Source organism: Streptomyces sp. NPDC042364, assembly GCF_056437585.1.
The window spans coordinates 46,676-71,121 of sequence record NZ_JBWKAJ010000018.1 but is presented as its reverse complement, the minus strand read 5'-3'; the positions used below and the strand labels follow the sequence as shown (position 1 = coordinate 71,121).

Sequence of the window (24,446 nt, the reverse complement as noted above, 5' to 3'; positions counted from 1 at the left end):
CTCCGGTCCCGCCCCCGTCCTGCCTTCCTCTGCATCTGTTCCTCATCAGCTCGGACGCGCACGCATGCGCGCGGACGCACCGTTCGGACCCGGTCTTCGGGTGCCGACGGCGCTGCCCGAGCACGTACTGCCCATCACCACTTCCAAGAACTGGGAAATCACCGTGTCTCCAAGACCCTTCCGTAAACGGTTGTCAGGGGCGGTCGTACGTCGCTGGCTCGGCCGTGGCGCGGTCGTCGTCTCCCTCTCCCTCCTGCCGCAAGTCGCGGTTCCCTCGAGCTACAACCTCGCCGCGCAGGCCCAGCCACTGGCTGCCCGCAAGAAGCTGGAGGACCGGCCTGAGGCAAAGATCGACAAGGTAGGTGTGCTCAAGCCGGGCACGTCCAAGGCTCCGAAGGACAAGGCCGCACCAGCGTCCCGCGAGACCCGTGAGCGGCTGAAGAAGACTGCCTGGCCGAAGGCCGGGAAGGCGACCGCTGAGGTAACGGCGACCCGCAAGGCTGCTGTCACCGTGGGCGGGCTCGGCATCGCCCTGTCCCAGGAGCCTGCCGCCGCGCCGGCCAAATCACCTAAAACGAAGGCGAAGAACAAGCCGAAGACGAAGCGGAAGGCAGCTGGCCCGGCCGAGAAGGTGGCGCTGCGCGTCCACTCCCGGTCGGCCGCCAAGAAGGCGGGTGTCAATGGTGTTCTGCTCACCGTCGACCCGGTGGGAGCCGCGAAGGACTCGGCCGGAGACACGGACAAGCTCCGGGTCTCCCTGGATTACTCATCCTTCAAGGACGTCTACGGCGGAAATTTCGGCCCCCGGCTGCGCCTGGTGTCTCTCCCGGCCTGTGCCCTGACAACCCCGCAGAAGGAGGCCTGCCGAACCCAGCGTCCCGTGGCGGGCGCCGACAACGATGCGAAGTCCCAGACCGTCACGGGCACCGTCTCCGCTTCCAGCCTGAAGGCCGGCACTCCGATGCTCCTGGCGGCGTCGGCCGACAGCTCCGGCAGCGGCAGCGACTACAGCGCCACCACGCTGTCCCCGACCGCGACCTGGGAGGCGGGCGGCAGCACGGGTGACTTCACCTGGAACTACCCGCTGCGGGTTCCCCCGGCCACGGCCGGCCCGGCCCCGAACCTGTCCCTCTCCTACAACTCAGCCTCGGTGGACGGCCGCACGGCCGGGGAGAACAACCAGACCTCGGTGATAGGAGAGGGCTTCTCGATTACCGAGTCCTACATCGAGCGCACCTACGGAGCCTGCAAGGACGACGGCCAGTCCGGCAAGGGCGACCTGTGCTGGAAGTACGCCAACGCAACCCTCGTCCTCAACGGCAAGGCCGTCGAGCTCGTCAACACCTGCGCCGACAAGGCGGCCTGCGACACCGCGGCCCTGTCCCAGGCATCCGGCGGCTCCTGGAAGCTGAAGAACCAGGACGGCACCCGCGTCGAGCACCTGACCGGAGCCACCGGCAACGGCGACGACAACACCGAGTACTGGAAGGTCACGGACGCGTCCGGCATCCAGTACTACTTCGGCAAGCACAGGATGCCCGGCTGGAGCGACAAGGGCACCACCGACACCACCGACGACGACCCGGTCACCAACTCAGTATGGACCGTTCCCGTCTTCGGAGACGACTCCGGCGAGCCCTGCTACAAGTCCACCGGCTTCGCCGACTCCTCCTGCTACCAGGCCTGGCGCTGGAACCTGGACTACGTCGTGGACACCCACGGCAACGCCTCCACCTACTGGTACAGCCGGGAGACGAACTACTACTCCAAGAACGCCAACACCACCGTCAACGGCACCAGCTACACCCGAGGCGGCTACCTTAACCGCATCGACTACGGCCTGCGCAGCGACCTGATCTACACCAAACCCGCCGCCCAGCAGGTCCGCTTCACCCACGCCGAACGCTGCGTCGTCTCGGGCGGCTGCTCCAGCCTGTCCGAAACCACCAAGGCCAACTGGCCCGACGTGCCCTTCGACATGATCTGCGCGGCCAGCACCAAGTGCACGACGCAGATCGGCCCGTCCTTCTTCACACGCAAGCGACTCACCGACATCACCACCTCGGTATGGACCGGCACCGGCACCACCCGCCGCGACGTCGACACATGGCACCTGGAGCAGGACTTCCCCAACACCGGTGACGCCTCATCGCCGAGTCTGTGGCTGAAGTCCATCCAGAACACCGGCAAGGCCAACACCACCACGGCCGCCATGCCGCCGATCGTCTTCGGCGGCATCCAGATGTCCAATCACGTCGAGGGCAGTGGTCCCGACACCCTGCGCTACATCAAGTGGCGGGTGCGCACCATCAAGTCCGAGACCGGTTCCACACTGACCGTCAACTACTCCGACCCCGACTGCATCTGGGGCTCCAGCATGCCGGCGGCCATAGACAAGAACACCCGCCGCTGCTTCCCGGTCAAGTGGTCCCAGTCCGGGGCGACCCCGGTCACCGACTGGTTCCACAAGTACGTGGTTACCTCCGTCTTCCAGGACGACCCCTACGGCCACGCCGACGCCGGCGAGACGTACTACGACTACCGGGACGGCGCCGGCTGGGCCTACGCCGACGACGAAGGCATCACCAAGCCGTCCAACCGCACCTGGTCGCAGTGGCGCGGCTACGGCAAGGTCGTGGAGACCTCCGGCAACTCAGAAGGCCCACGCTCGAAGAAGTCCACGCTCTACATGCGTGGACTGAACGGTGAGAAGGAACTCGACGGCACCGCCCGGGCGGAGAAGGTCACCGACTCCACCGGCACCGCCATCGACGACTCCCGCCAGTACGCCGGCTTCGTCCGCGAGACGATCATCTACAACGGAACCGACGAAGTCAGCGGCACCATCAATACGCCCTGGTCCCACAAGACCGGCAGCCACACCTACAGCTGGGGCACGACCGAGTCCTGGATCGTCCAGGCCGGTGAAACGGAAACTCGAATCAAGACCTCCACCGGCACCCGAACGGTCACTCAGAAAACCACGTACGACACCACGTACGGAATGCCGATCACCGTGGAGGACAGCGGAGACGCCGCAAAAACCGGTGACGAATCGTGCGTGCGGAACACCTACGCCCGCAACACCACAGCCTGGCTGGTAAACCAGATCTCGCGCACCGAGACCTACTCGGTCGGCTGCGCTACCACCCCGGCGATCCCCGACGATGTCGTCTCCGATATCACCACGGCCTACGACGCCCAGGCCGTCGGGGTGGCGCCCACCAAGGGTGAGATCACCGCCTCCTACCGGGTCGCCAGCTACAACCCGTTGGACAAATCCCCTGTCTACCAGCAGGTCTCCAGCTCCACCTACGACAAGCTGGGCCGGCCAGCCACGGCGACCAACGCTCTCAACCGCACAGTCAAGACCACCTACGTCCCCGACGACACCGGCTACGGTCCGCTGACGTCCAAGACCACCACCGACCCCAAGCTCTACACCACCACCAGCGAGGTGGACCCGGCCTGGGGCACGGCCACCAAGAGCACCGACGCCAACGGCAACGTCACCGAGTGGTCCTTCGACGCACTCGGCCGCCTGCACCAGGTCTGGAAGCCGGATCGCGCGCGCGCGCTCGGCGATGCCGCCAGCATCATCTACGCCTACAGCATCAACAACGACAAGGAGACCTGGGTCCGCACCGACGCCCTCAAGGCGGACGGACAGACCTACAACAAGGCCTACGAGATCTTCGACGGCCTTCTGCGGCCCCGGCAGAAGCAAGTCCCCGCGCCGAACGGCGGCCGGGTGATCTCCGAAACCCTCTACGACTCCCGCGGCCTGGCACACATCTCCAACAGCCAGGTCCACGACAACAACCCGCCCTCAGGCACGCTCGCCAACACCTTCACCGGCTCCGTCCCCGCCTCCACCGAGACGGTCTTCGACGCCGCCGGCCGCGCCACCGAATCGATCTTCCGGGTCTACGGCCAGGAGAAGTGGCGCACCAAGACCGATGAGCAGGGCGACCGCACCGCCGTCACCGCCGCCGAAGGCGGCACCGGCACACTCACGATCGTGGACGCCCGCGGTCGGGTCACCGAGCGACGTGAGTACGGCGGGCCGGTGCCGACCGGCACCGACTACACCCGCACCCAGTTCGAGTACACGCCCGGTGGCCAGCTGAAGAAGATGACCGGTCCGGACGGGGCTGAGTGGACATACGACTACGACCTGCGCGGCCGCAAAACCACGTCCACCGACCCCGACAAGGGCTCCGTCACCACCACCTACAACGAGGCTGACCAGCCGCTGACGATCACCACGACTCTCGACGGCGTCTCCCGCACCCTGATCACCGATTACGACGAGCTCGGGCGCAAGATCGGCACCTGGGACGGGGCCAAGGACAGTGCTCACCAGCTGACCAAATTCACCTACGACTCCCTGGCCAAGGGACAGCCGACCGCTGCGATCCGCTACGTCGGCGGCACCACGGGCAAGATCTATTCCCAGGTCGTCACCGGTTACGACAGCCTCGGCCGCCCCAAGGGCACCAAGACCGTCATCGCCGCCAGCGATGCCCTCGTCACCGCCGGCATGCCGCAAACGTTCACCAGCTCCACGACCTACAACATCGACGGCACCGTCCAGTCCATCTCGATGCCCGCAGTGGCAGGCCTGCCCGCCGAGACCGTCACCAACAGCTACAACGGCCTCGGCATGCTCACCGGCACCGACGGCATGACGGACTACGTCCAGAACATCGGCTACTCCCCGTACGGTGAGATCGAGGAGACCCGCCTGGGCACCTCCACCGGGGCCAAGCAGCTCCAGATCCTCAACCGCTACGAGGACGGCACCCGCCGCCTGGCCAACACACACACTGTCGACCAGACAAACACCGGCTACACCAGCGATGTCGACTACGTCTACGACGCCACCGGCAACGTCAAGTCCATCACCGACAGCGCCAACGGCAAAGACACCCAGTGCTTCGCCTATGACGGCTACAGCCGCCTGACCGAAGCCTGGACCCCGTCCTCCAACGACTGCACCACCGCCCGATCCGCGACCGCACTCGGCGGCCCAGCCCCGTACTGGACCAGCTGGACCTACAAGCCCGGCGGCCTGCGCGACACCCAGACCGAGCACAAGGCCTCGGATGACACCACCACGGCCTACGGGTACCCCGCTGTCAACGCCACCGGTGGCGGCCAGCCCCACACGATGACCTCGGTCTCCGTCAACGGTGGCACGGCGAAGTCCTACAGCTACGACGAGCAGGGCAACACAACCAAGCGCTACAGCCCCACCGGCACCGCGCAAACCCTCGTCTGGGACATCGAAGGAGAACTCACCCGCCTCACCGAAGGCACCAAGACCACCGACTACCTCTACGACGCAGGCGGCGAACTTCTCATCCGCCGCGGCCCCGACAAGACCGTTCTCTACCTGGCCGGTCAGGAACTCCACTACGACACCGCCGCGAACAAGTTCACCGCGCAGCGCTACTACTCGGCCGGCGACGCCACCGCCGTCCGCACCGACACCGGGCTGTCCTGGATGGTCGACGACCACCACGGCACCGCCTCGATGACGGTCGACGCCACCACCCAGGCCGTCACCCGCCGCTACACCAAGCCCTTCGGTGAGGCACGCGGCACAAATCCGTCAACGTGGCCCGACGACAAGGGCTTCCTCGGTAAACCCGCCGACGCCGATACCGGACTCACCCACATCGGCGCCCGCGAGTACGACCCAGCCACCGGACGCTTTCTCTCCGTAGACCCCATTCTGGCCCCCGACGACCACGAGTCCCTCAACGGCTACGCCTACGCCAACAACACCCCCGTCACCAAGTCCGACCCCACCGGCCTGCGGCCAATCACGGACTGCGAGCGGGGATGCAGCGACGGCAAGGGCGGAACCTACCGCGACTACATGACGATGGGCCCCAACGGGACCTGGGTCTACCACTCCACGCAGACCTACACCAAGAAATTCGAGTACCAGAAGGCTGGCGGTGGTGTCGGAAGCGGCACGATGACCGTCACTGTCCGCACGGACGGGGGCGTTCGCACGGCGCAGGTCGTGTTCAAGAAGGGACCCGACCCGAAGCCAGAAAAGAAGGACCAGCCCCAGTGGGATCTGCTCGCGGGTAGCTACCCAGTCCCGGCGAACCAGGCTGCTAAGGACCTCCTCAACGACCGGCCCAAGCTTGCAACTTGGCAGAAAGTTGTGCTGGGCGCCATCACAGTCGTGGCGTCAGCCGTAATCCTTGCCCCGGTCGCCGTCGCCCTGGGCGAGGGATGCCTGGCCACGGCGCCGGTATGCGCCGCTGAAATCGCTGAGATGGCAACCGGTGGTGCGTCCGGCGGAAGCGCGGTAGTCGGCGGTTCCGCAGTCGTGGGAGGCTCGCTTAGGGGCATCAATGCGGCAGAGCACGGTGCACCCAGGAATTGGTACAACTGTGGAGCATGTGCTATCGCGACCGACAGTGCACTCTCAGGCAAGCCCATGAAATCGTGGGACAGTGGTGTATTGGCCCCCGAGGCACTGGAAGAGTACTTCGGAAGTACGTTCAAGTATCAGGAGGCCGGTGCAGCTGGGGTCGTAGATGAGCTTCACAAGGCAGGCGACGGAGCGCGAGGAGTGATCTTTGCCTGGCACGAGGGTTCAGACATAGGTCACTTCTTTAACGCGGTAAACCATGGAGGGAATGTGAAGTTCCTGGACGGGCAGGCTGGCGGATACGCCGACCTTGACTGGGATCATTGGGAGTTTATGCACACAGGCGGTGCAAAGTGATCTCTCCCGAGGCTGCGGCATTGACTGCGCAAGAGTTCGGATCGCACAATCTTCCCCAAAATGGCGGATTGCAATGGGGGTTCTCTTTTCGGGGAACTTCAAGGTCTGGCCTTTACCTGTTCCAGGTCACCGTGAGTCCACCGTCCCCGGAGGGGAGGCCAAGGTTTGGCGGCAGCCCTGGAGTTGTCGTCGACTCAAAGAGCGGACACTGCCGCTTCGTGCGGGGGCACGCGGAGTACAAAGACCTTTTGCGTGAGATAGCTGACAAGGGCCAATCCGGCACGGTCATCTGATGTCTCAGTGCACGACACAAGGTCCCGGAACTTTCACCTGATGTAGTGGAATCCTTCAAAGGTTCCAGCATTAACGGTTAGCTTTTACCGCTCCGACCGGAAGTGCTGTCCTGGTCTTCGGTGGAGGGCGCTTCTCGTGCCCTCCACCGAAGATGTCCTTCGTCTTGCGATCCTCAGCGCCGGGGGAGCGCTGCTGAGCCAGTTCTGGCCCACGAGCCCCAGGCGAAGTACACCTTCCCCCACCGCAACGTCGTCACGTCCGGCACCACGCTGGGCAGCGTCGTCATCGAGGCCTCGAGCACGTCAGGCGCGAAGATGCATGCCCGCCTGGCCGCCGAGCACGGCAAGCTCGTCTTCCTGATCCGTTCCCTCGCCGACACACAGCCCTGGGCCAAGAAGATGCTGGGCGAGGGCTGGGCGATCCTGCGTTCCGTCACAGAACCGGGATCACGCCAAGGCCGCAGGGGTGAGTCTGCTGCAACACGGTGCCCGCCGGGACGCGTTCGACTTCGCGTCACACTTCCGGGAGGACTTCTACTCGTTCCTGACCTGGCGCGGTGACACGCTGTTCGAGATGTGCGACGCGATGCTCTGCGAGAACGGGCCGGTGAAGGCGCCGGTCGACCTGACGCTGCTGGCCGAGCACCGCCGCGGGCACGGTGCGTTAAACGACGCGCTGAACCATGGCCGCATCGATGTGGACGGGCTGCGGCGGGCGCTGGCCGTGCTGCCCCAGCCCAAGGCCGCCGACAACCGGCTCGTCCTCGCGGTCGACGTGAGCAACTGGCTGCGACCCGACGCCCCGTGTAGCCCAGACCGCCTGTTCTGCCACGTCTACGGGCGCAGCGGACGCTCAGCGACCAGTTCATCCCCGGCTGGCCCTACTCCTTTAGGGCTTGCCGGGAAATAAGTCGTGACTTCCAGCTCCGGGGATCGTTGAAGTGGTATGGGGAGTACGGAGGGTATCGAGGCCGTTCTGGCGGCGAAGTTCGAGACGTTGTTGCCGCATCTGGACGAGCGCCAGCGCCGGCTGGCCATGGGGGCGGAGGCGCGGTCGCTGGGGCACGGTGGGATCAGGCTCGTCGCCCGTGCGGCCGGAGTCCAGGAGGGCACGGTCTCGCGCGGGGTGGCTGAACTGGAATCCGGTCAGGGCCCGTTGGGGCGAGTCCGCCGCGCGGGCGGAGGCCGGAAGAGGGCGACAGAACTCGACCCGGGACTGCGGCCGGCGCTGCTGGCGTTGGTCGAGCCCGATGAGCGGGGCGACCCGATGTCGCCGTTGCGCTGGACGACGAAGTCGACCCGGAACCTGGCAGCGGAGCTGACCCGGCAGGGCCACCGAGTCTCCGCCGACACGGTCGCGGGCCTGCTGCGCGAGGAGGGTTTCAGTCTGCAGGCCAACGCCAAGACCGTCGAAGGCGCCCAGCACCCGGACCGGGACGCCCAGTTTCGCTATCTCAACGAGCAGGCACGCGATCACCGGGACGCCGGAGATGCAGTGATCAGCGTGGACACCAAGAAGAAGGAACTGATCGGCAATTACAAGAACGCCGGGCACGAGTGGCGGCCCGCCCAGCAGCCCGTTCAGGTCAACACGCACGACTTCCCCAGCCAGGCCGAGAAGGCGATCCCGTACGGGATCTACGACACCGCCGCGAACACCGGCTGGGTCAGCATCGGCACCGACCACGACACCGCGGCCTTCGCCGTCGCCTCGATCCGCCGCTGGTGGCAGACCCGCGGCCGGCACGACTACCCCCAGGCCCGCCGGCTGCTGATCACCGCTGATGCCGGGGGCTCCAACGGCTACCGCACCCGCGGCTGGAAGACCCACCTCGCCGACCTCGCCCGTGAGACCGGCCTGGAGATCACCGTGTGTCACCTGCCACCCGGCACATCAAAGTGGAACAAGATCGAGCACCGGCTGTTCTCCCACATCACCATGAACTGGCGCGACAGGCCCCTGACCAGCCATGAAGTCATGCTCCAAACCATCGCCGCGACCACCAACCGCACTGGCCTGACGGTGCACGCAGAACTCGACAGCGGCCAGTACCCCACCGGCATCCAGATCAGCGACGAGGCCATCGCCGCCCTGCCGATCACCCGCCATCGCTTCCACGGAGACTGGAACTACACCCTCCACCCCGCCGGCCACCCACCGCACCCGGACCGCACCCGGCGGGGCGGGCCGCCAGCCGGTGGAGCCCATCCCCTCACGGCCTATGACCTGCAGCACCCTGAACTGACCGGCATGACACGCCAGCAACTCAGCGACCTCATCGACACCGTGGTCCCTGAGCTGGAAGAGCGCCGTGAACAAGCCCGCCACGCAGCCCGCGGCGGACCACGCCGCGTCACCTACGGCACGGGCCGCAAACCCAAACTCACCCACGGTGAACGGATCCTGGTCACCATCCTCTACCTGCGAAAGCACAGTCTTCAGGAGCTTCTCGGGCAACTCTTCAACACCACCGCCATGACCATCAGCCGCGCAGTCAAAGACGTCCGCCCGCTCCTGGAAGCACACGGAGTCCAGATCCCCGCCTCGACAGCCCGATTCCACACGCCAGCCGACATCGCCAGATTCCTCACCCCAGACAACACCAAGATCAAACCAGCGTGTTGATTCCCGGCAAGCCCTTAGCCGAGCTCCAGAGTCGTGACCCCGAAGACGCGCTCCCGGGTGTACGGCCGGATCGGGCCGGTGTACATCCGGGCCGTCTCGAACGAGGGGGTCAGGCCGTACTCCTCGGCCAGGGCGACCGCCGCCCTGTTCGCCTCCGGCACGTCGATGGCGAACACCCTGCCCGCGGCCTCGGCGGCCAGGCCCGCGAGGAGCGCCCGGGCGTCCGCTTCGGTGTCCGCGAACAAGGGGCCGACGCGCAGCGCGTCACGGCCGGGCCGGATGACGCCGTAGCCGGTGAGCCGTCCGTCGACGACGCGGGCCAGTGCCCGGTGCCCCTCGGTGGTCAGCCAGCGCTCCAGGAAGGTGGGGCGGTCGGCGGCGCAGCAGGCGCTGTCGTACGCGGCGACGGCCCTCGGGTCCTCGACGGGCCCGACGCCTGCGGGAACGGCCGCCCGGGGCGCGGTGCCCGTGTAGCGGAAGGTGCGGTGGGCGAAGTCGAAACCCGACTGCCGGTAGTTGTCCTGCTGGGCGACCACCCCGTCGAGACCGACCGTGCGGCCCTCGGCGTGGGCGAGGGCCGTCTTCCAGGTGGTCAGGCCGTAGCCGCGGCCGCGCAGGTCCGGGCGGACGAGGTAGAAGCCGAGGAAGGCGTAGTCGGCGTCGTAGTTGACGACGGACACGGACGAGACCGGCTCCCCGTCGATCCTGCCGATGAAGAATCCGTCGGGGTCCTGGGCGAAGAAGCACGCGGCGTCCGAGAGCCCGGGGTTCCAGCCCTCCTCGCCCGCCCACGCGGAGACCACCGCCCAGTCGTCGAGCGTGGCCCGGCTGACGACGAGGTCATGAGCCCCCGAAGTGGTCATCTCTGCGCTCCGTTCGACGAGGTCGCGAGTGCGGTGGTCGGCCGCACGCCCGCAGCATCCTCGTCGCATCCGAGGGGCGTCGCGAGAGGGGATACGGACGAGATCGCGGGAAAACCGGGGCTCGGGCCCGGCCGGGTTCACGCGGACGGGTGACGGGTGTCCGGTCGTCGTACGCCCCGTTGCGGCAGAGGCCAGGGCAGGTCCGGGCGGGTCGCTCTCCGGGAGGCGCGGCGGCGGGGGCCCGCCTATCGTGATCCGGGGGTCGTCCCCGGTCGCCCCTGGCCGGGTGCCCCTGGAGGCACGCATGCGGTCCACGCGCAGACGGCGTCCGTTCAGCGGAGCCGCGGTCATGGTGCTGGCCCTGCTGGGGGCCGGGCTGCCGGGTGCGGCGGCGGGCGCCGAAGAGCAGGACGACGAGCGTCCCGACCTGTCCCGCTTCTACGACCAGAAGATCAAGTGGCGCAGGTGTACGGGTCCGGAAATGCCCGGGGACCTGCGCTGCGGCAAGGTCACCGTGCCCCTCGACTACGCGCGGCCCCAGGACGGCACGCTCGACCTGGCGATGGCCCGCTACCGGGCGACGGGCGACTCACGCGGCAGCCTGCTGCTGAACTTCGGCGGCCCCGGCGGTCCGGGCGTCCCCGAACTCGCCTATGGCGGGGCGGAGTTCATGGATCTGACCAAGGGGTACGACGTCGTCTCGTTCGATCCGCGCGGCGTGGGCCGCTCCTCCCCCGTGAGCTGCGGCGAGGGCACCGAGGAAGCCATGGAGGCGACGGACGACGGTGACGACGCGAACGACCCTCGGGCCGCACTCGAGCAGTTGCAGAAGGCCGCCGCGGCCTGCGGGAAGCACTCCGGTCCGGTGCTGCCGCACATCGGCACGGTCAACGCCTCACGCGACCTGGACGTGATGCGCGCCGCTCTCGGCGACAAGAAGCTCAACTACCTCGGGTTCTCCTACGGGACCCGGCTGGGAGCGGTGTACGCGGCGCAGTTCCCGAAGAGGGTGGGCCGCATGGTGCTCGACGGCGTCGACACCCTCACCGAACCGCTGTCGGAGCAGGGCCTGGTCGGCGCACAGGGGCAGCAGACCGCGCTGGAGGACTATCTCGACGCGTGTACCGAGCAACTGACCTGCCCGTTCGGGCAGGACTCCCGGACGGCCCGGGAACAGGTCGTCGAGCTCGTCGAGTCGCTGGACGAGTACCCCGTACCCACGGACTTCGGGCAGGAGTTCTCCGGCCAGGACCTGGTGGGTGCCATCAGCCAGGCGCTCTACAGCGAACAGATGTGGCCCGCGCTCACACAGGCCCTCAACATGCTCGTCAACGACGGGGACACCCGGGGCGTCGCGGCGCTCGCTTCCGGCGGGATGAGCAAACCTCCCCGGTCCGCCACACCGACTCCGAGCGGCGGACTCGTCGACGAGGAGGACGTACCGCTCGACAACGTCCCCGCCGCGCTGATGGCGATCAACTGCGCCGACGACCCCGACCGGCCCACCGCCGACCGGATCGCCGAGGACATCGAGGACCTGCGCGCCGCGTACGAGGACGCCTCCCCGGTGTTCGGCAGGTACCGGCTGACCCAGGTGCTGATGTGCTACGGCCGCCCGAAGGGCACGGACTTCATCCGCACGGAGGTACGGGACGTGGGCACCCCGCAGATGCTGCTGGTGGGCACCAGGGGCGATCCGGCGACGCCGTACCGCTGGACCGTGGAGACGGCGAAGCGGCTCGGCTCCTCGGCGGTCGTCCTCGACAACAAGGGGCAGGGGCACACCGGGTACGGGTCGTCGAAATGCGTGCGCGAGAAGGTCCATGAGTTCCTGCTGTACGGCTCGCTGCCCGACGACGGAAGTTCATGCGGAGCCGACGATTGAGCATCAGGCGTGTAACACGCGCAGATCGGTACAACCCCGCCCGCGTCTCGCGGGTCACACTGGGTGCGCGTCGCATTTCACGCGACCCGCACCCGTATGTGACCAGACCTGGGGGAATCCACCGATGCGTATCCGTTCCGTCCTCACCCTCTCGACCGTGGCGACCGCCGGCGCCGCGCTGCTCATCGCGGCCGCGCCGCAGGGCCTGGCCGCCCAGCCGGCCGCCAAGGTCCCCGTCTGCAAGGCGAAGGCCCTCAAGCTCGGCGCCAAGCAGGCGAAGGACAAGAGGATCCTGCACCTCACCGTCAAGAACACCGGCAACCGCTCCTGCACGATCGACCGCCTTCCCGTGGTCACGTTCGGCGACCTCGACGGGGCGGCCCAGCCGGTGCCGTGGGGCGAGAGCGGGCCGTACAAGCTGGGCCCCGGGAAGACGGCGTACGCGGCGGTCCGCACGATCGCCGACCTCAAGGACCCCGAGGCGCGCCGCGTCGACACGGTCACCGTGTCGGCCAACCCGAACCTCAACGGCCGTACGTTCACCCTGAAGCAGCTCGGCGCGAGCAAGAAGGTGAAGGTCTGGGAGCCCGTGACGACCTGGTGGAAGGCGTCCCAGGCCGCCGCGGACAAGTCGCTGAAGAAGGACGTCGGCTGACCCGTACGGCGCACGACCGCCGCTGAACGGCCGGGCCGGGCCCGTCGGCCGCGCACCCTCACCGGTGCGTGGCGGCGGGCCCGACCCGTGCCGCGGGCCGGGCCCGGGCGGAGCATGACCATGCTGCGGGCCGGGCCCGGGCGGGGCATGACCATGCTGCGGGCCGGGCCCGGGCGGAGCATGACCATGCTGCGGGCCGGGCCCGGGCGGGCCGTGACCGGCGACCGGAATACCCCAAATGCCCGACGCGCGATTCAGTCCTATCGTGAAGTCATGGAGCATGCCCTCAGCCCCGCGACCCTCACCGAGCTGCGCCGTCCGCGGCCCTACCCCGCCGTGTCGGTACTGACGCCGACGCATCGCCGGGAACCGGAGAACACCCAGGATCCGGTCCGGCTCCGCAATGTGCTCGCCGAGGCGAAGAAGCAGCTGGAGCACGATCCCGCGGTCACCCGCGAGCGGCGCAACGACGTCGTCGAGCAGCTGGACCGGGCCCTGGCCGAGGTGGACCTGGCGCACGCCGAGGACGGTCTGGTGATCTTCGCGGCGCCGGGTGAGCACCAGGTGTGGTCACTGGCCCGGCCGGTACCGGAGCGCGTGGTGCTCGCGGACACCTTCCTGACCCGGAACCTGGTGGCCGCGCACTCCGACCGGGTCGCGCTGTGGAGCGGCGCCGGCGACCGGGTCACGCCCGCGCGCACCGGCGGGTTCCCCCTCGGCCGGGACCGCGACAACTTCGACGCCGAGCGGCAGCAGCGGATCGGCGACATGCCGAGCACCTTCCGGGACGAGGACACCCGGCACTTCCTGCGGGACGCCGACACCGCGATGAGCCGTGTGCTGCGCACACATCCACGCCCCCTGTACGTGACGGGCGAGACGGCGGCGCTGTCCCTCCTCGACGAGATCGGCACGGTCACCAAGGACGCCACCCACATCGCGCACGGCGGTCTGGCGCACGGCACCCCGGAGGCCGTGTGGCAGGCGATCGGCCCGATCGTCGAGGCCGAGAACCGCAGGAACGTCGACGCGGTGGCCCGGCGGCTCGAAGCGGCCCGGGGCAGCAAGGCGTTCGCGGCCGGGGTCGACGAGGTCCGGCAGAACGCGGAGCAGGGCCGCATCCAGCTCCTGGCGGTCGAGGAGAACTACCGGGCGACCGTCCGCGCCGACGGCGGCGTCCACCTCGTACCGGCGGAGAGCGGCGATCTGGACGCCCGCGACGACATCGTGGACGAGATCGTCGAGCGGTGTCTGGACACCGGAGCCGAGGTGCGGTTCGTGCCCGACGGCACCCTCGGCGACGCGCGGGGTATCGCGGGCGTCCTGCGCTACTGATCCCGCCCCGTCCCGCGGGCGGTGGTCGGACGCCGCGCACCGCCCCCGAGGCCGGTCAGACGCCGTCGAAGAGTGCCGTCAGCCCCCGGTCGACGGCGCGCCCCACCGGTTCGCTGCCGGAGCCGACGACGGCGAAGGTGCGCACCAGGAAGCGCCGGAGGGCGGCCGTGTCGAACCGGAGCAGGGCCATGCCGTGCGGCGAGTGCAGTTCCACGACCGTGCGGGTGCGTCCGCAGGGCCAGATGTGCACGTCCCCGGTTCCGGCGGGTTTGCGCAGCCCCTCGTCGAGCAGTTCACGGGCGAACGTCCAGGTCACCATGGAGCCGCTGAGCGAGATGTCCGCGGGGAAGTCGAGGTGCACGGCCAGCGGGTCGTCGGAGGTGTAGCGCAGCGTGGTGGGCACCGGCAGCTCGCGGTCCTCGGCCGTGACCAGGAGGACTCGTGCGGGCTGTTCCAGTGTGACGGTCATGCGCGCTCTCCGTTTCGGATCCGGTTCGGTACTGCGCCGACGTGCCTCGTCGGCCTCGCGAAGGGCATTCGCGCGCGACGCTTCCCTGGATTCACCTCTGTGACCCAAGTCACCCCGATTCCCCGGGACTCGAGCCGCTCGTCGGCCCGGCGGACGCCGGGTGCCCTCCGATGTACAGACACCGCTCCGCACGATCAAAGCGGCTCGCACATACGCCCCTCGAACACGGGCTTGAAGGCGGTCCGGGACGACCCCACAGATCCATCAAGTAACGTACTGCTCCTACGACTTGACCCTCCGAGCGCGTAGCGGGTCACGGCGAGGGACCCGGCCCGCGAGGACTGTGGCATATGCCGGAAGCACCACCGGATCGTGTCTTGCCGAATCCCTTACAGCGCGTCGCGGCCTGTGCAACAGTCGTAACCGGCCCATCCGTCAGCGTTGGTCGTACCGTCCCCCATCGGAGTACGTGATGCCGTCCCATCTCTCTGCGGATCGTCCAGCCGCCCAGCCGCCCCGACGCGGCACGGTCGACGCGCTCATCTCGCAGACACGTCGGCTGCGCGGCGACATGGACGCCGTACGGCGTGACACACCCGCCGACGGGACGGACGCCGAGGGACGCTGGCAGCGGGCCCTGTGTGATCTGGCGCTCCATCAACTCGACGACCTCGACGAGCACCTGGCCCAGCTGCGGGACGGCCCCGCGGCCCCGACGTCCGGAGGGGACGAGGCCGGCACCCCCGCCGTACCGGTCGCGGAACCCCGGCGTGACTCGCTGCTCAGCCGGGTCGGCAGCGCCGAGTGGAACCTCCTGACGGACGAGGCGAGCTGGTCCGGGGAGCTGTACGAGATCCTCGGCCGCGATCCGGCCGCCCCGGCACTCACGCTCGACGAACTGCCGTCACTGGTGCTGGAGGAGGACCGGCCGCAGCTGACGGCGATGGTGACGGACTGTCTGATCGACGCCAGGCGCATCGACGGCGAGTTCCGGATCGTGCTGCCCGACGGCACGGTGCGCACGGTGCACATGATGGGCGAACCCGTGCTCGACGACGACGGCAACACCGCGTCCATGTGGGCGGTTCTGCGGGACGTCAGCGAGCTGCGGCGCAGCCAGCGGGCGGTGAGCGAGACACGCGAGTCACTCGAACGCCGGAGGCACATCGCGCGGGCGGAACACCGGCTGGCGGTCGAGCTCCAGGAGGCGGTGCTGCCGCCGTGGCGCGGCTCCCTGCGACTCCCGCACCGGGGGCCCGAGACCTTTGACCTGGCGGCCCGCTATCTGCCCTGCTCGACGACCGCCCTGATCGGCGGTGACTGGTACGACGCGCTCGAACTACCCGACGGTGACAGCCTTTTGAGCATCGGTGAGCTCACCGGCCACGGCGTGGCCGTCACCTCGGGCATGGCGACGCTGATCGGCGCGGTACGCGGTATGGCCATGGCCGGATCCGAGCCGGGGCAGCTGATGGCCTGCCTCAACCAGTTACTGGACGCCACCGTGCAGCCCGCCCTCGGCAGTGCCATGTGCTGCCGCTACCGCCCGGCGACCCGCACCCTGGTGTGGGCACAGGCGGGGCACCCCGCCCCGCTGCTGTTCCGCGACGGGACGGGGCGGGTGCTGCCGGCACCGGACGGTGCCCTGCTCGGAGCGACCTCGGGTGCCGTCTACGGGCAGGCCGAGGTGACGCTCCGGCCGGGTGATGTGCTGCTGCTGCACACCGATGGACTGGTCCCCGGGGGACGGGCCGCCGTCCACCGGCTGCTGGACCTGGCCCCGCGGTTCGCGGAGGCGCGTACGGCCCGGGACGGGGTACGGGCGGTGGTGGAGGAGTTCGGCGACGGTGAACGCGAGGACGACGCCTGTGTCCTCGTCGCCCGGGTCATCGCCTGACGTCGAGCAGCGGTGATCTTCTCACGGGGGGCGACTGACGGCCGACGCACTCGCTTCACATCGAGTCGGGGCCGAGGAGGGCCTACGGCCGGCGATCACGCCGACGCGGTGTCGCCCCCGTTCCTCGACCGGGGCTTGGGCAGGGCGAGTTCGATCTCCTCCCGCAGGTCCTGGATCTTCGGGTAGCTGGAGTACTGGCCGGTGAGCCGGTACATCTGACGCAGCCGGTCCCAGGTGCGGCCCGAGGAGTTCGTCCCCATCGACATCAGGGCCAGCCGCGCGTACCGGTTCGCCTGCTCGGGGTCGTCCGCGATGAAGCAGGCGGACGCCATGGAGAGATGGTCGAAGATCTTCGACCGTTCCCGTCCGTCGTTGCGCAGGGCCAGGGCCTTCTCCGCGTAGTGCTGGGCGTGCACGGCCGCGCCGGGCTCGAACTCGGCCAGGGTGCGGTAGGCGAGCGCCTGCATGCCGTACAGGTCCTCGTCCTTGAAGGTCTGCATCCAACTCGGCGCCGGGCCGTCGCCCTTGTCGGAGACGAAGAGGTCCTCCGCCTGCCCGAGCGTGCGGCGCATGGCCTGGCCCTTGCCCATGGACGCCTGAGCCCAGGCCTCGATGGTGTGGAACATGGCCTTGGTACGGGGCAGCGCCTGCTCGCCGGAGCCGGACTGGGCGAGCTTCATGAGATCGAGCGCCTCGTCGGGCTTGCCGAGGTGCACCAGTTGCCGGGCCGCCCGGGAGAGGGCCTCACCGGCCCGGGGCCGGTCCCCGCCCTCCCTGGCGGCGTGGGCGGCGATGATGAAGTACTTCTGGGCGGTGGGTTCAAGGCCGACGTCGTGCGACATCCAGCCCGCGAGGACGGCGAGGTTGGCGGCGACGCCCCACAGACGCCGCTGGAGATGTTCGGGGTGGCGGTAGGAGAGCATGCCTCCCACCTCGTTCAGCTGTCCCACGACAGCCTTGCGCTGCAGCCCGCCGCCACGGGCCGCGTCCCAGGCCCGGAACACCTCGACCGAGCGCTCCAGTTCCTCGATCTCCTGCGATCCGATGGGGGCGGCCTCATAGCGGTCGAACCCAACGGGGTCGGCCTGCAGGGGGTCGTCGAGGTCGGGAGCGTCGGCCTTGAGAGCCGGGTCGGTGTGCAACCAGTCGTGCATGGCGCTGCTGAGTGCTGATCCCGCGGTGAGCGCGACGCCCGCACCCACCAAGCCGCGTCGGTTGAGCATGAGGTCCATTCCCGTGAATTCGGTGAGGACCGCGGCAGTCCGTTCGGGCGCCCACGGCACACCGTCGGGATGCTCCGCATTCCCGCCGCCCTGCCGCTTCCCCGTACGCCCGTGCCGGACCAGACCGAGGTCCTCGATGGTCACGACACGGCCGAGACGCTCGGTGAACAGCGCCGCCAGCACCCGCGGCACGGGATCACGCGGGATCTCTCCCATGTCGATCCAGCGCCGCACCCGTGAGGTGTCGGTCGCCAGCTGCGGATGGCCCATGGCCGCCGCCTGCCGGTTGACCAGCCTCGCGAGCTCGCCCTTCGACCAGCCGGCCAGGCCGAACAGGTCTGAAAGTCGGGTGTTGGGTTGTCCGCTCACGTCAAGCCCCCAGGTTCTCGGCTGAGTTGAATGTAGCCCGCTGTCAGTTGCAGGGGGACTATTCGCCAGGCTTCGCCAGGGTGCGCTACATGGTGTGCCATGGGCCATCCGGTGTCAGGTAGGAAAGCGCCACCCCGGCCCGGTCGCCCGACAGGCACTCCCCAGGGTGTCCCCGGGCGGCCGGGGCGGGTAGCGCGTGACATCGCAGGCACACGAAGGGATCTGTATTCGCCCATGTACACAGCATCGTCCTCCGTGTCCGCTCCGCCCCGGCCGCTCGCACCCCGCCAGCCGGGCGGCAGCGGCCCCTACCTCGACCCCACCCGCACGGCGGCCCCCGGACTCGGTGCCGGCCGGGCTCGGCGCGTTGCGGGGTTCGGCCCCCAGCCGCTCAGCGGGAGACTCGACTTGTCCGGCCCCCAGGGCGCGCAGCTGCGCACGGCCATCGCGTCGGTGCACCGCATCTGTCCGGAGTTCGCCCCGGTCCAGGTGCTGCGCCGCAGCGGCCGCTCGGTGCTGCTCGTCGGTACGACAGGGCGCAGCACGGCCGTCGCCAAGTGTTTACTGGACCACTCCTCCATCTGGGAGGAGCGGCTCCGGCACGAAATAGCCGCTTACCGTTCGTTCGTCCGGCACCGCCCTCCGGTGCGGGTGCCGAGACTGATCGCGGCGGACCCGGACAACTGCACCCTGGTCATCGAGCGGATGCCGGGCCGGGTGGCCGCACTGCAGCGGCATCCGGTGGAGGCGCCGCCGCGCGCCGACATCCGGGCGGCGCTCGGCGCGATCTGCCGGTTGAACGCCTGGCGGCCGCCGGCCGGCACGTTCGACGCTCCGCTCGACTACGCGGAGCGGATCTCCCGATTCCATGAGCTGGGTCTGCTCACCGACCGGGACATGGGCGATCTGCAGAAACTCCTCCACGGCATCGCGCACGCCGCGGGCCGTCAGGGCATGGGCCAGTTCTGTCACGGCGACGCCCTGCTGTCGAACATCCTGCTCTCACCGGCCGGTCCCGTGCTGGTGGACTGGGAACACGCGGGGTGGTACCTGCCGGGCTACGACCTGGCGACCCTGTGGGCGGTGCTGGGGGACGCCCCCGTGGCGCGCCGTCAGATCAGTCAGCTGGCGCAGTCCGCGGGCCCGGCCTCGCGGGACGCGTTCCTGGTGAATCTGATGCTCGTACTGACCCGTGAGATCCGTACGTACGAGACGGCCGTGCAGCGTTCGATGCACGACACGACCCCGGCGGCACCGGGCCCGGCCCACCCGGCTGCTGCGCCGTCCGGCGAGGAACAGCGGCTGCTGCTCAGGCGGCTGCACGACGACTGCCAGCTGGCCCGCAAGGCCGTACGGGCGGCGGTCGGCACTCGCTGAGGGGAAACGAAGGTCCGCGGCGCGCCCTGCACACCGGCGCACCGCGGACCTTCGCCCTCGGCAGTCCGGCGTGCCACGGACCAGGGACGTCGTGGCAGGGGGATGGAGGGGAACGGAGGCACGGCCGGGCCTGATTGACGGATCGTCGGCGGACCGATAGCACTGGTGCACGTTCGGCCCCGCACGCCCCGCCAACGCCCCACCGTTTCAGGAGGCCGCCTTGCGAGGATCCCCCACCGACCGCAGGCCCACCCCCCGCCGCGGACGTCTCCGCGCTACTGCGGTCGCCGCCGCGCCGGCGGTGCTGATGCTGCCGCTGCTGGGCGCGGCGCCGCCGGGCAGCCAGTCGTCGTCCTCGGCCCGGCTGCAGGGCGCTTTCGCCACGGCGTCCGCCCGGTACGAGGTGCCCCGCAGCGTCCTGCTGGGTGTGTCCTATCTCCAGTCGCGCTGGGACGCGCACGGCGGCGCCCCGAGCGTCACCGGTGGCTACGGCCCCATGCACCTCACGGACGCGCGTTCGGCGCTGGCCGAGACCCCGCATCACAGCGAGGGCGCGGAGGACCCGCGCGGGGACGACTCACGCGCGCCACTGCGGTCCGGGGCGGACCTGCCCGAGGAGGCCGATCTCCCGCCCCGTCTGCGGACGTTGGCGAGGGCGGCCGAGCTGACGGGGCTGCCGGCCGAGACGCTGCGGACGGACGCCGCGGCCAATGTGGCGGGCGGTGCGGCGCTGCTGGCGGAGGCCCAGCGGGAGCTGGGCCGGAAGCCGAGCGCCGACCCGGCGGACTGGTACGGGGCGGTGGCGCGGTTCTCCGGCGCCGACGACCGCGCGACGGCGGCGGCGTACGCGAACGAGGTGTTCGCGGTGATCCGGGACGGCGCCCACCGGGTCACCGACGCCGGTCAGCGGGTGGTGCTCCCCGCCGAGCCGGGGCTCGCCCCCGGGACCGGGCAGTTGTCCCGGAGCGGGCTGCGCGCCCCGGCGGCGGCCGGCACCGAGTGCCCGCGCACGGTGTCGTGCGAGTGGATCCCGGCGCCGTACGAGGAGTTCGGCGACCAGGACTACGGCAACCACGATCTGGCCGACCGGCCGACGTCGCAGCGCATCCGGTACATCGTCGTCCATGACACCGAGGCCACCTGGGACACCACGTTGAAGCTGGTCCAGGACCCGACGTATGTGTCCTGGCACTACTCGCTGCGGTCCACGGACGGGCACATCGCCCAGCATGTGAAGAACAAGGACGTGGCCTGGCACGCCGGCAACTGGTACGTCAACGCCAAGTCGATCGGTCTGGAGCACGAGGGGTTCCTCGCGTCGCCGGACGCCTGGTACACGGAGGCGATGTACCGGACGTCGGCGCGGCTGGTGAAGTACCTGGCCGCCAAGTACCGTATCCCGCTGGACCGTCGGCACATCCTGGGCCACGACACCGTGCCGGGCCCGACGACGGCGACGATTCCGGGGATGCACACCGACCCCGGCCCGTACTGGGACTGGCGCCACTACTTCGAGCTGCTCGGCAGGCCGTTCGGACCGACCGCGGGCGAGAACAGCCGCATGGTCACCGTCCTGCCCGACTACGCGGAGAACCGGCCCGAGTTCACCGGCTGCGCCGCCAAGGGGCAGCCGTGCGCGGTGCACGGGTCCAGCGCGGTACGCCTGTACAGCGAGCCCGACGCGACCTCGCCCCTCATCAAGGACATCGGTCTGCGTCCGGACGGCGGCGCCTCCACGATCGACGTGAACGACCTCGGTTCACGGGTCTCCACCGGCCAGCAGTACGCGGTCGCCGAGCGGCGCGGCGCGTGGACGGCGATCTGGTACCTCGGCCAGAAGGCGTGGTTCCACAACCCTGCGACGCAGCCCACGGCGGTCGGCGCGGCCGGGCTGGTCGTGACGCCCCGGAAGGGGCTCGCGGAGGTCCCGGTGTACGGCAGGGCCTACCCGGAGAAGGGTGCCTACCCGACGGGTGTGCCGGTCCAGGCGGTGTCCCCGCTGCCGTACAGGTTCCTCGAGGGACAGCGGTACGTGGCGGGCGACCGACTGAAGGGCGAGTACTACTACGCCGTCTCCTTCGACACCTCGGGGCACAAGGTCGTGGCCGGCGAGGACGTCTACTACGAGATCCAGTTCGGGCACCGGGTGGCGTTCGTGCGCGCGGCCGACGTGCGGGTGCTGCCCGTGATCTGAACGGTGCCCGGAGGCGGGTGGGCCGGCCCCCGGCGGTGACCTGTGGGTCGCCGCCGGGGGCCGACGCCGTTCGGCTACCGGGACCAGATGTGACGCCGGCCCGCGACGGCCCGGAAGGTCAGCTCTCCGTCCTTCAACAGACTGCTGCGGACTGTCAGTTCGCGGGTGCGGGAGGTGGTGAGGGCGATACGGGAGGCGGTGCCCGAGGACCAGGTGACGTCGACGGTGGCGCCGCCGCGGGCGCGCAGGCCGCGGACGGAGCCGTCGGGCCAGGCGGCGGGAAGGGCCGGCAGGATCTCGATCACGTCGTGCTGGCTCTGGAGGAGCATCTCGACGACACCGGAGGTGGCGCCGAAGTTGCCGTCGATCTGGAACGGGGGGTGGGTGTCCCAGAGGTTCGGCAGGGTGGAGGACTTGAGCTGTTCGCCGAGCATCCTGTGGGCGTGGTCGCCGTCGTGGAGCCGCGCCCAGAAGTTGATCTTCCATGCCTTGGACCAGCCGGTGCCGCCGTCTCCGCGTGCGGTGAGCGAGACCTTCGCCGCCTCGGCCCACTGGCTGCCGGGTTCGATCTGGCGGCCGGGGTGGAGGGCGAACAGGTGGGAGACATGGCGGTGGTCGTCTTCGGGGTCGTCGAGGTCGGCCTTCCACTCCTGGAGCTGGCCCCAGGAACCGATCCGGAGACCGGGGTCCAGCCGGTCGAGTGTATCGGCGAGTTGCCGGCGGAAGGCGGGGCTGTCGTCGAGGACGCGGGCGGCTTCGAGGGTGTTGGTGAACAGGTCGTGCACGATCTGCTGGGACATGGCCGCGCCCGCCGTGAAGTCGCCGTGTTCCGGGGAGTAGCCGGGCGTGACGACGAGGGTGCCGTCGCGGGGGTCGGTGCGCAGGTTGTCCAGCCAGAACTCGGCGACCTCCTTCATCACCGGGTACGCGGTGGTGCGCAGATAGCGGGTGGAGCCGCCGAAGCGGTAGTGCTCGTACATCTGCTGGGTGAGCCAGGCGGCGGCCTCGGGGAACCAGAAGGCGGTCGCCCAGTCGTGCACGCCGGTGAAGCCGTACGGGTTGGTCTCGTTGTGGACGACCCAGCCGCGTGAGCCGAACATCTCCTTCGCGGTGCGCCGGCCGGGTGCCCGCAGTGCTTCGACGAAGCGGTCGTAGGGGGCCGTGGTCTCGGCGAGGTTGGCGGCCTCGGCGGGCCAGTAGTTCATCTGGATGTTGATGTTGGTGTGGTAGTCCGCCGACCAGGGTGGTGTGGTGCTGTTGTTCCAGACGCCCTGGAGGTTGGCGGGCAGGGAGCCGGCGCGGGAGGAGGCGATGAGGAGGTAGCGGCCGTACTGGAAGTACAGGGCTTCGAGGGCGCGGTCGGCGGGGGTCGTGCCGCCGGTGTAGGCCGCCAGTTGGTCGTTCGTGGGGACGTGGGGTGCTTCCCCGCCGATGTCGAGTGACACGCGGTCGAAGAGGGCCCGGTGGTCGCGGACATGGCGGGACCGCAGCTTCCGGTACCCCTTGTGGAAGGCGTCGTCGACGGTGCCGGTGACGGTGGCGTGCGGGTCCTCGCCCCGGTAGTCCGGGTAGGTGTCGGCGTAGTCGGTGCCCGCGGCGAGGACGAACCAGACGCTGTCGGCGCCGGTGACGGTGAGCGTGCCGTCCGGGTTCGCGGTGAGCGTGCCGCCCGTGACGGCGACACGGATCTGCGCCTCGAACCTCAGCCCGTTGTCGGTGAGTTCACCGCGCACGGTGATCCGGTCGCCGGTGGCGGTCGTCGTGAAGTCGGAGCGGGGTGAGGTGTACCGCACGGTGAGGGTGACGCCTCCGGTGAGGCGGCCGACGAGCACGCCGTCCGGGTGGGAGGCGAAGAACTCCCGTGCGTGGCGCCGTTGCCGGTGCGTGTACGTCACGGTCGCCACCGCCTCGCGCAGGTCGAGGGTGCGGCGGTAGTCGGCCGGGACGGTCTCGGGGGCTCCGGGCAGGTCGAGGCGGAGGTCTCCGAAGGTCTGGTGGTGGCCGTAGCCGACGCGCCGCTGGCCGAGGCGCGCGGTGACGGCTTCCGGGTCGACGCTCGTCTCGGCGTCGATACGGTCCTGGATTGCGGCGATGGCGCCGGGGCGGGGCTCGCTCCAGTTGCCGTGGTCGTAGCCCTGGGCGGAGCCGGGGCCACCGGTCCACAGGGTCTTCTCGTTGAACTGGAGCCGCTCGGACGTGAGCGTGCCGAACACCGTGGCGCCGAGGGCGCCGCCGCCGATGGGCAGGGCCTCGCGTTCCCAGTCGGCGGCGGGCGCGGTGTACCACAGCGTCAGGGGCGCCTGCCGCTCATCCGCCGACACCTCGAACCCCGATCCTGATACATCGGATGAATCAGCGGCGTTTGCGGACTGCACCAGAGGCCCTGCGGCCAGGCTGAACGCAGCTGCACCCGCCAGGGCGGTCTTCAGAGTCGCTCTGCGAGAGATCTCAGGAGGCATACGTCGGACCGTAATGGTCCGACGACTCAGTCAACAAGAGGGCACGA

Annotated in this window: 13 protein-coding genes and 1 pseudogene; 10 read left to right on the top strand and 4 right to left on the bottom strand. The window is 69.4% G+C overall.

Translation table 11 applies throughout. The features are described from left to right. The first annotated feature begins 163 nt into the window (after positions 1 to 163). From AC067N_RS29265 to AC067N_RS29250, 4 genes and pseudogenes are all read left to right on the top strand, one after another. Positions 164 to 6,754 (top strand): RHS repeat-associated core domain-containing protein, encoded by a 6,591-nt coding sequence (locus AC067N_RS29265; protein ID WP_478681889.1) that lies wholly within the window; start codon positions 164 to 166, stop codon positions 6,752 to 6,754. 395 nt (positions 6,755 to 7,149) lie between these two features. Then, the gene (locus AC067N_RS29260) at positions 7,150 to 7,608 is read left to right on the top strand and encodes a DNA-processing protein DprA (protein WP_478681888.1); all 459 of its coding nucleotides are present in this window, start codon (positions 7,150 to 7,152) and stop codon (positions 7,606 to 7,608) included. Next, a pseudogene (locus AC067N_RS29255) lies at positions 7,520 to 7,962 on the top strand (transposase); the annotation flags it as partial. The gene AC067N_RS29260 and the pseudogene AC067N_RS29255, both read left to right, overlap by 89 nt. Positions 7,963 to 7,993: 31 nt before the next feature. Continuing rightward, positions 7,994 to 9,673: an ISAzo13 family transposase gene (locus AC067N_RS29250; protein ID WP_478681887.1), complete on the top strand. Its 1,680-nt coding sequence runs from the start codon at positions 7,994 to 7,996 to the stop codon at positions 9,671 to 9,673. A 14-nt stretch (positions 9,674 to 9,687) separates the two neighbouring features. Here AC067N_RS29250 and AC067N_RS29245 read toward each other — a convergent pair whose 3' ends face one another. Next, positions 9,688 to 10,536 carry a GNAT family N-acetyltransferase gene (locus AC067N_RS29245; RefSeq protein WP_478681886.1) on the bottom strand — a complete coding sequence of 283 codons (849 nt, stop codon included), beginning with the start codon at positions 10,534 to 10,536 and terminating at the stop codon, positions 9,688 to 9,690. A 304-nt stretch (positions 10,537 to 10,840) separates the two neighbouring features. On the opposite strand from AC067N_RS29245, the gene AC067N_RS29240 reads away from it, so the two are divergent. The 3 genes from AC067N_RS29240 to AC067N_RS29230 all read left to right on the top strand — a co-directional run bounded on the left by AC067N_RS29240 (position 10,841) and on the right by AC067N_RS29230 (position 14,411). Next, positions 10,841 to 12,421, top strand: coding sequence for an alpha/beta hydrolase (locus AC067N_RS29240; RefSeq protein WP_478681885.1), 1,581 nt, complete (start codon positions 10,841 to 10,843; stop codon positions 12,419 to 12,421). A 124-nt stretch (positions 12,422 to 12,545) separates the two neighbouring features. After that, positions 12,546 to 13,076, top strand: a complete 531-nt coding sequence (locus tag AC067N_RS29235) for a DUF4232 domain-containing protein (protein ID WP_478681884.1) — start codon at positions 12,546 to 12,548, stop codon at positions 13,074 to 13,076. A 273-nt stretch (positions 13,077 to 13,349) separates the two neighbouring features. Beyond that, positions 13,350 to 14,411 carry a baeRF3 domain-containing protein gene (locus AC067N_RS29230; RefSeq protein WP_478681883.1) on the top strand — a complete coding sequence of 354 codons (1,062 nt, stop codon included), beginning with the start codon at positions 13,350 to 13,352 and terminating at the stop codon, positions 14,409 to 14,411. A 55-nt stretch (positions 14,412 to 14,466) separates the two neighbouring features. Here the strand turns inward: AC067N_RS29230 and AC067N_RS29225 are convergent, their stop codons facing one another. Beyond that, entirely contained in the window at positions 14,467 to 14,880 is a 414-nt protein-coding gene (locus AC067N_RS29225; RefSeq protein ID WP_055540398.1) for an SsgA family sporulation/cell division regulator, read from the bottom strand. A gap of 472 nt (positions 14,881 to 15,352) precedes the next feature. On the opposite strand from AC067N_RS29225, the gene AC067N_RS29220 reads away from it, so the two are divergent. Next, positions 15,353 to 16,777, top strand: a complete 1,425-nt coding sequence (locus AC067N_RS29220) for a PP2C family protein-serine/threonine phosphatase (protein WP_478681882.1) — start codon at positions 15,353 to 15,355, stop codon at positions 16,775 to 16,777. 95 nt (positions 16,778 to 16,872) lie between these two features. Here the strand turns inward: AC067N_RS29220 and AC067N_RS29215 are convergent, their stop codons facing one another. Further along, on the bottom strand, positions 16,873 to 18,369 hold the full coding sequence (locus AC067N_RS29215) for a DNA-binding protein NsdB (RefSeq protein WP_478681881.1): 1,497 nt from the start codon (positions 18,367 to 18,369) through the stop codon (positions 16,873 to 16,875). A gap of 234 nt (positions 18,370 to 18,603) precedes the next feature. Between AC067N_RS29215 and AC067N_RS29210 the strand changes: the two genes are divergently transcribed. Beyond that, entirely contained in the window at positions 18,604 to 19,746 is a 1,143-nt protein-coding gene (locus AC067N_RS29210) for an aminoglycoside phosphotransferase family protein (RefSeq protein ID WP_478681880.1), read from the top strand. 220 nt (positions 19,747 to 19,966) lie between these two features. Then, positions 19,967 to 21,940 (top strand): N-acetylmuramoyl-L-alanine amidase, encoded by a 1,974-nt coding sequence (locus AC067N_RS29205; protein WP_478681879.1) that lies wholly within the window; start codon positions 19,967 to 19,969, stop codon positions 21,938 to 21,940. 74 nt (positions 21,941 to 22,014) lie between these two features. Here the strand turns inward: AC067N_RS29205 and AC067N_RS29200 are convergent, their stop codons facing one another. Further along, the gene (locus AC067N_RS29200; RefSeq protein ID WP_478681878.1) at positions 22,015 to 24,399 is read right to left on the bottom strand and encodes a glycoside hydrolase family 95 protein; all 2,385 of its coding nucleotides are present in this window, start codon (positions 24,397 to 24,399) and stop codon (positions 22,015 to 22,017) included. Positions 24,400 to 24,446 lie beyond the last annotated feature (47 nt).

Bases quoted from the DNA above. Each gene is read 5' to 3' on its own strand.
- AC067N_RS29240 (WP_478681885.1), top strand. From the start codon at position 10,841: ATGCGGTCCACGCGCAGACGGCGTCCGTTCAGCGGAGCCGCGGTCATG.
- AC067N_RS29230 (WP_478681883.1), top strand. From the start codon at position 13,350: ATGGAGCATGCCCTCAGCCCCGCGACCCTCACCGAGCTGCGCCGTCCG.
- AC067N_RS29225 (WP_055540398.1), bottom strand. From the start codon at position 14,880: ATGACCGTCACACTGGAACAGCCCGCACGAGTCCTCCTGGTCACGGCC.
- AC067N_RS29250 (WP_478681887.1), top strand. From the start codon at position 7,994: ATGGGGAGTACGGAGGGTATCGAGGCCGTTCTGGCGGCGAAGTTCGAG.
- AC067N_RS29235 (WP_478681884.1), top strand. From the start codon at position 12,546: ATGCGTATCCGTTCCGTCCTCACCCTCTCGACCGTGGCGACCGCCGGC.
- AC067N_RS29210 (WP_478681880.1), top strand. From the start codon at position 18,604: ATGTACACAGCATCGTCCTCCGTGTCCGCTCCGCCCCGGCCGCTCGCA.
- AC067N_RS29245 (WP_478681886.1), bottom strand. From the start codon at position 10,536: ATGACCACTTCGGGGGCTCATGACCTCGTCGTCAGCCGGGCCACGCTC.
- AC067N_RS29220 (WP_478681882.1), top strand. From the start codon at position 15,353: ATGCCGTCCCATCTCTCTGCGGATCGTCCAGCCGCCCAGCCGCCCCGA.
- AC067N_RS29200 (WP_478681878.1), bottom strand. From the start codon at position 24,399: ATGCCTCCTGAGATCTCTCGCAGAGCGACTCTGAAGACCGCCCTGGCG.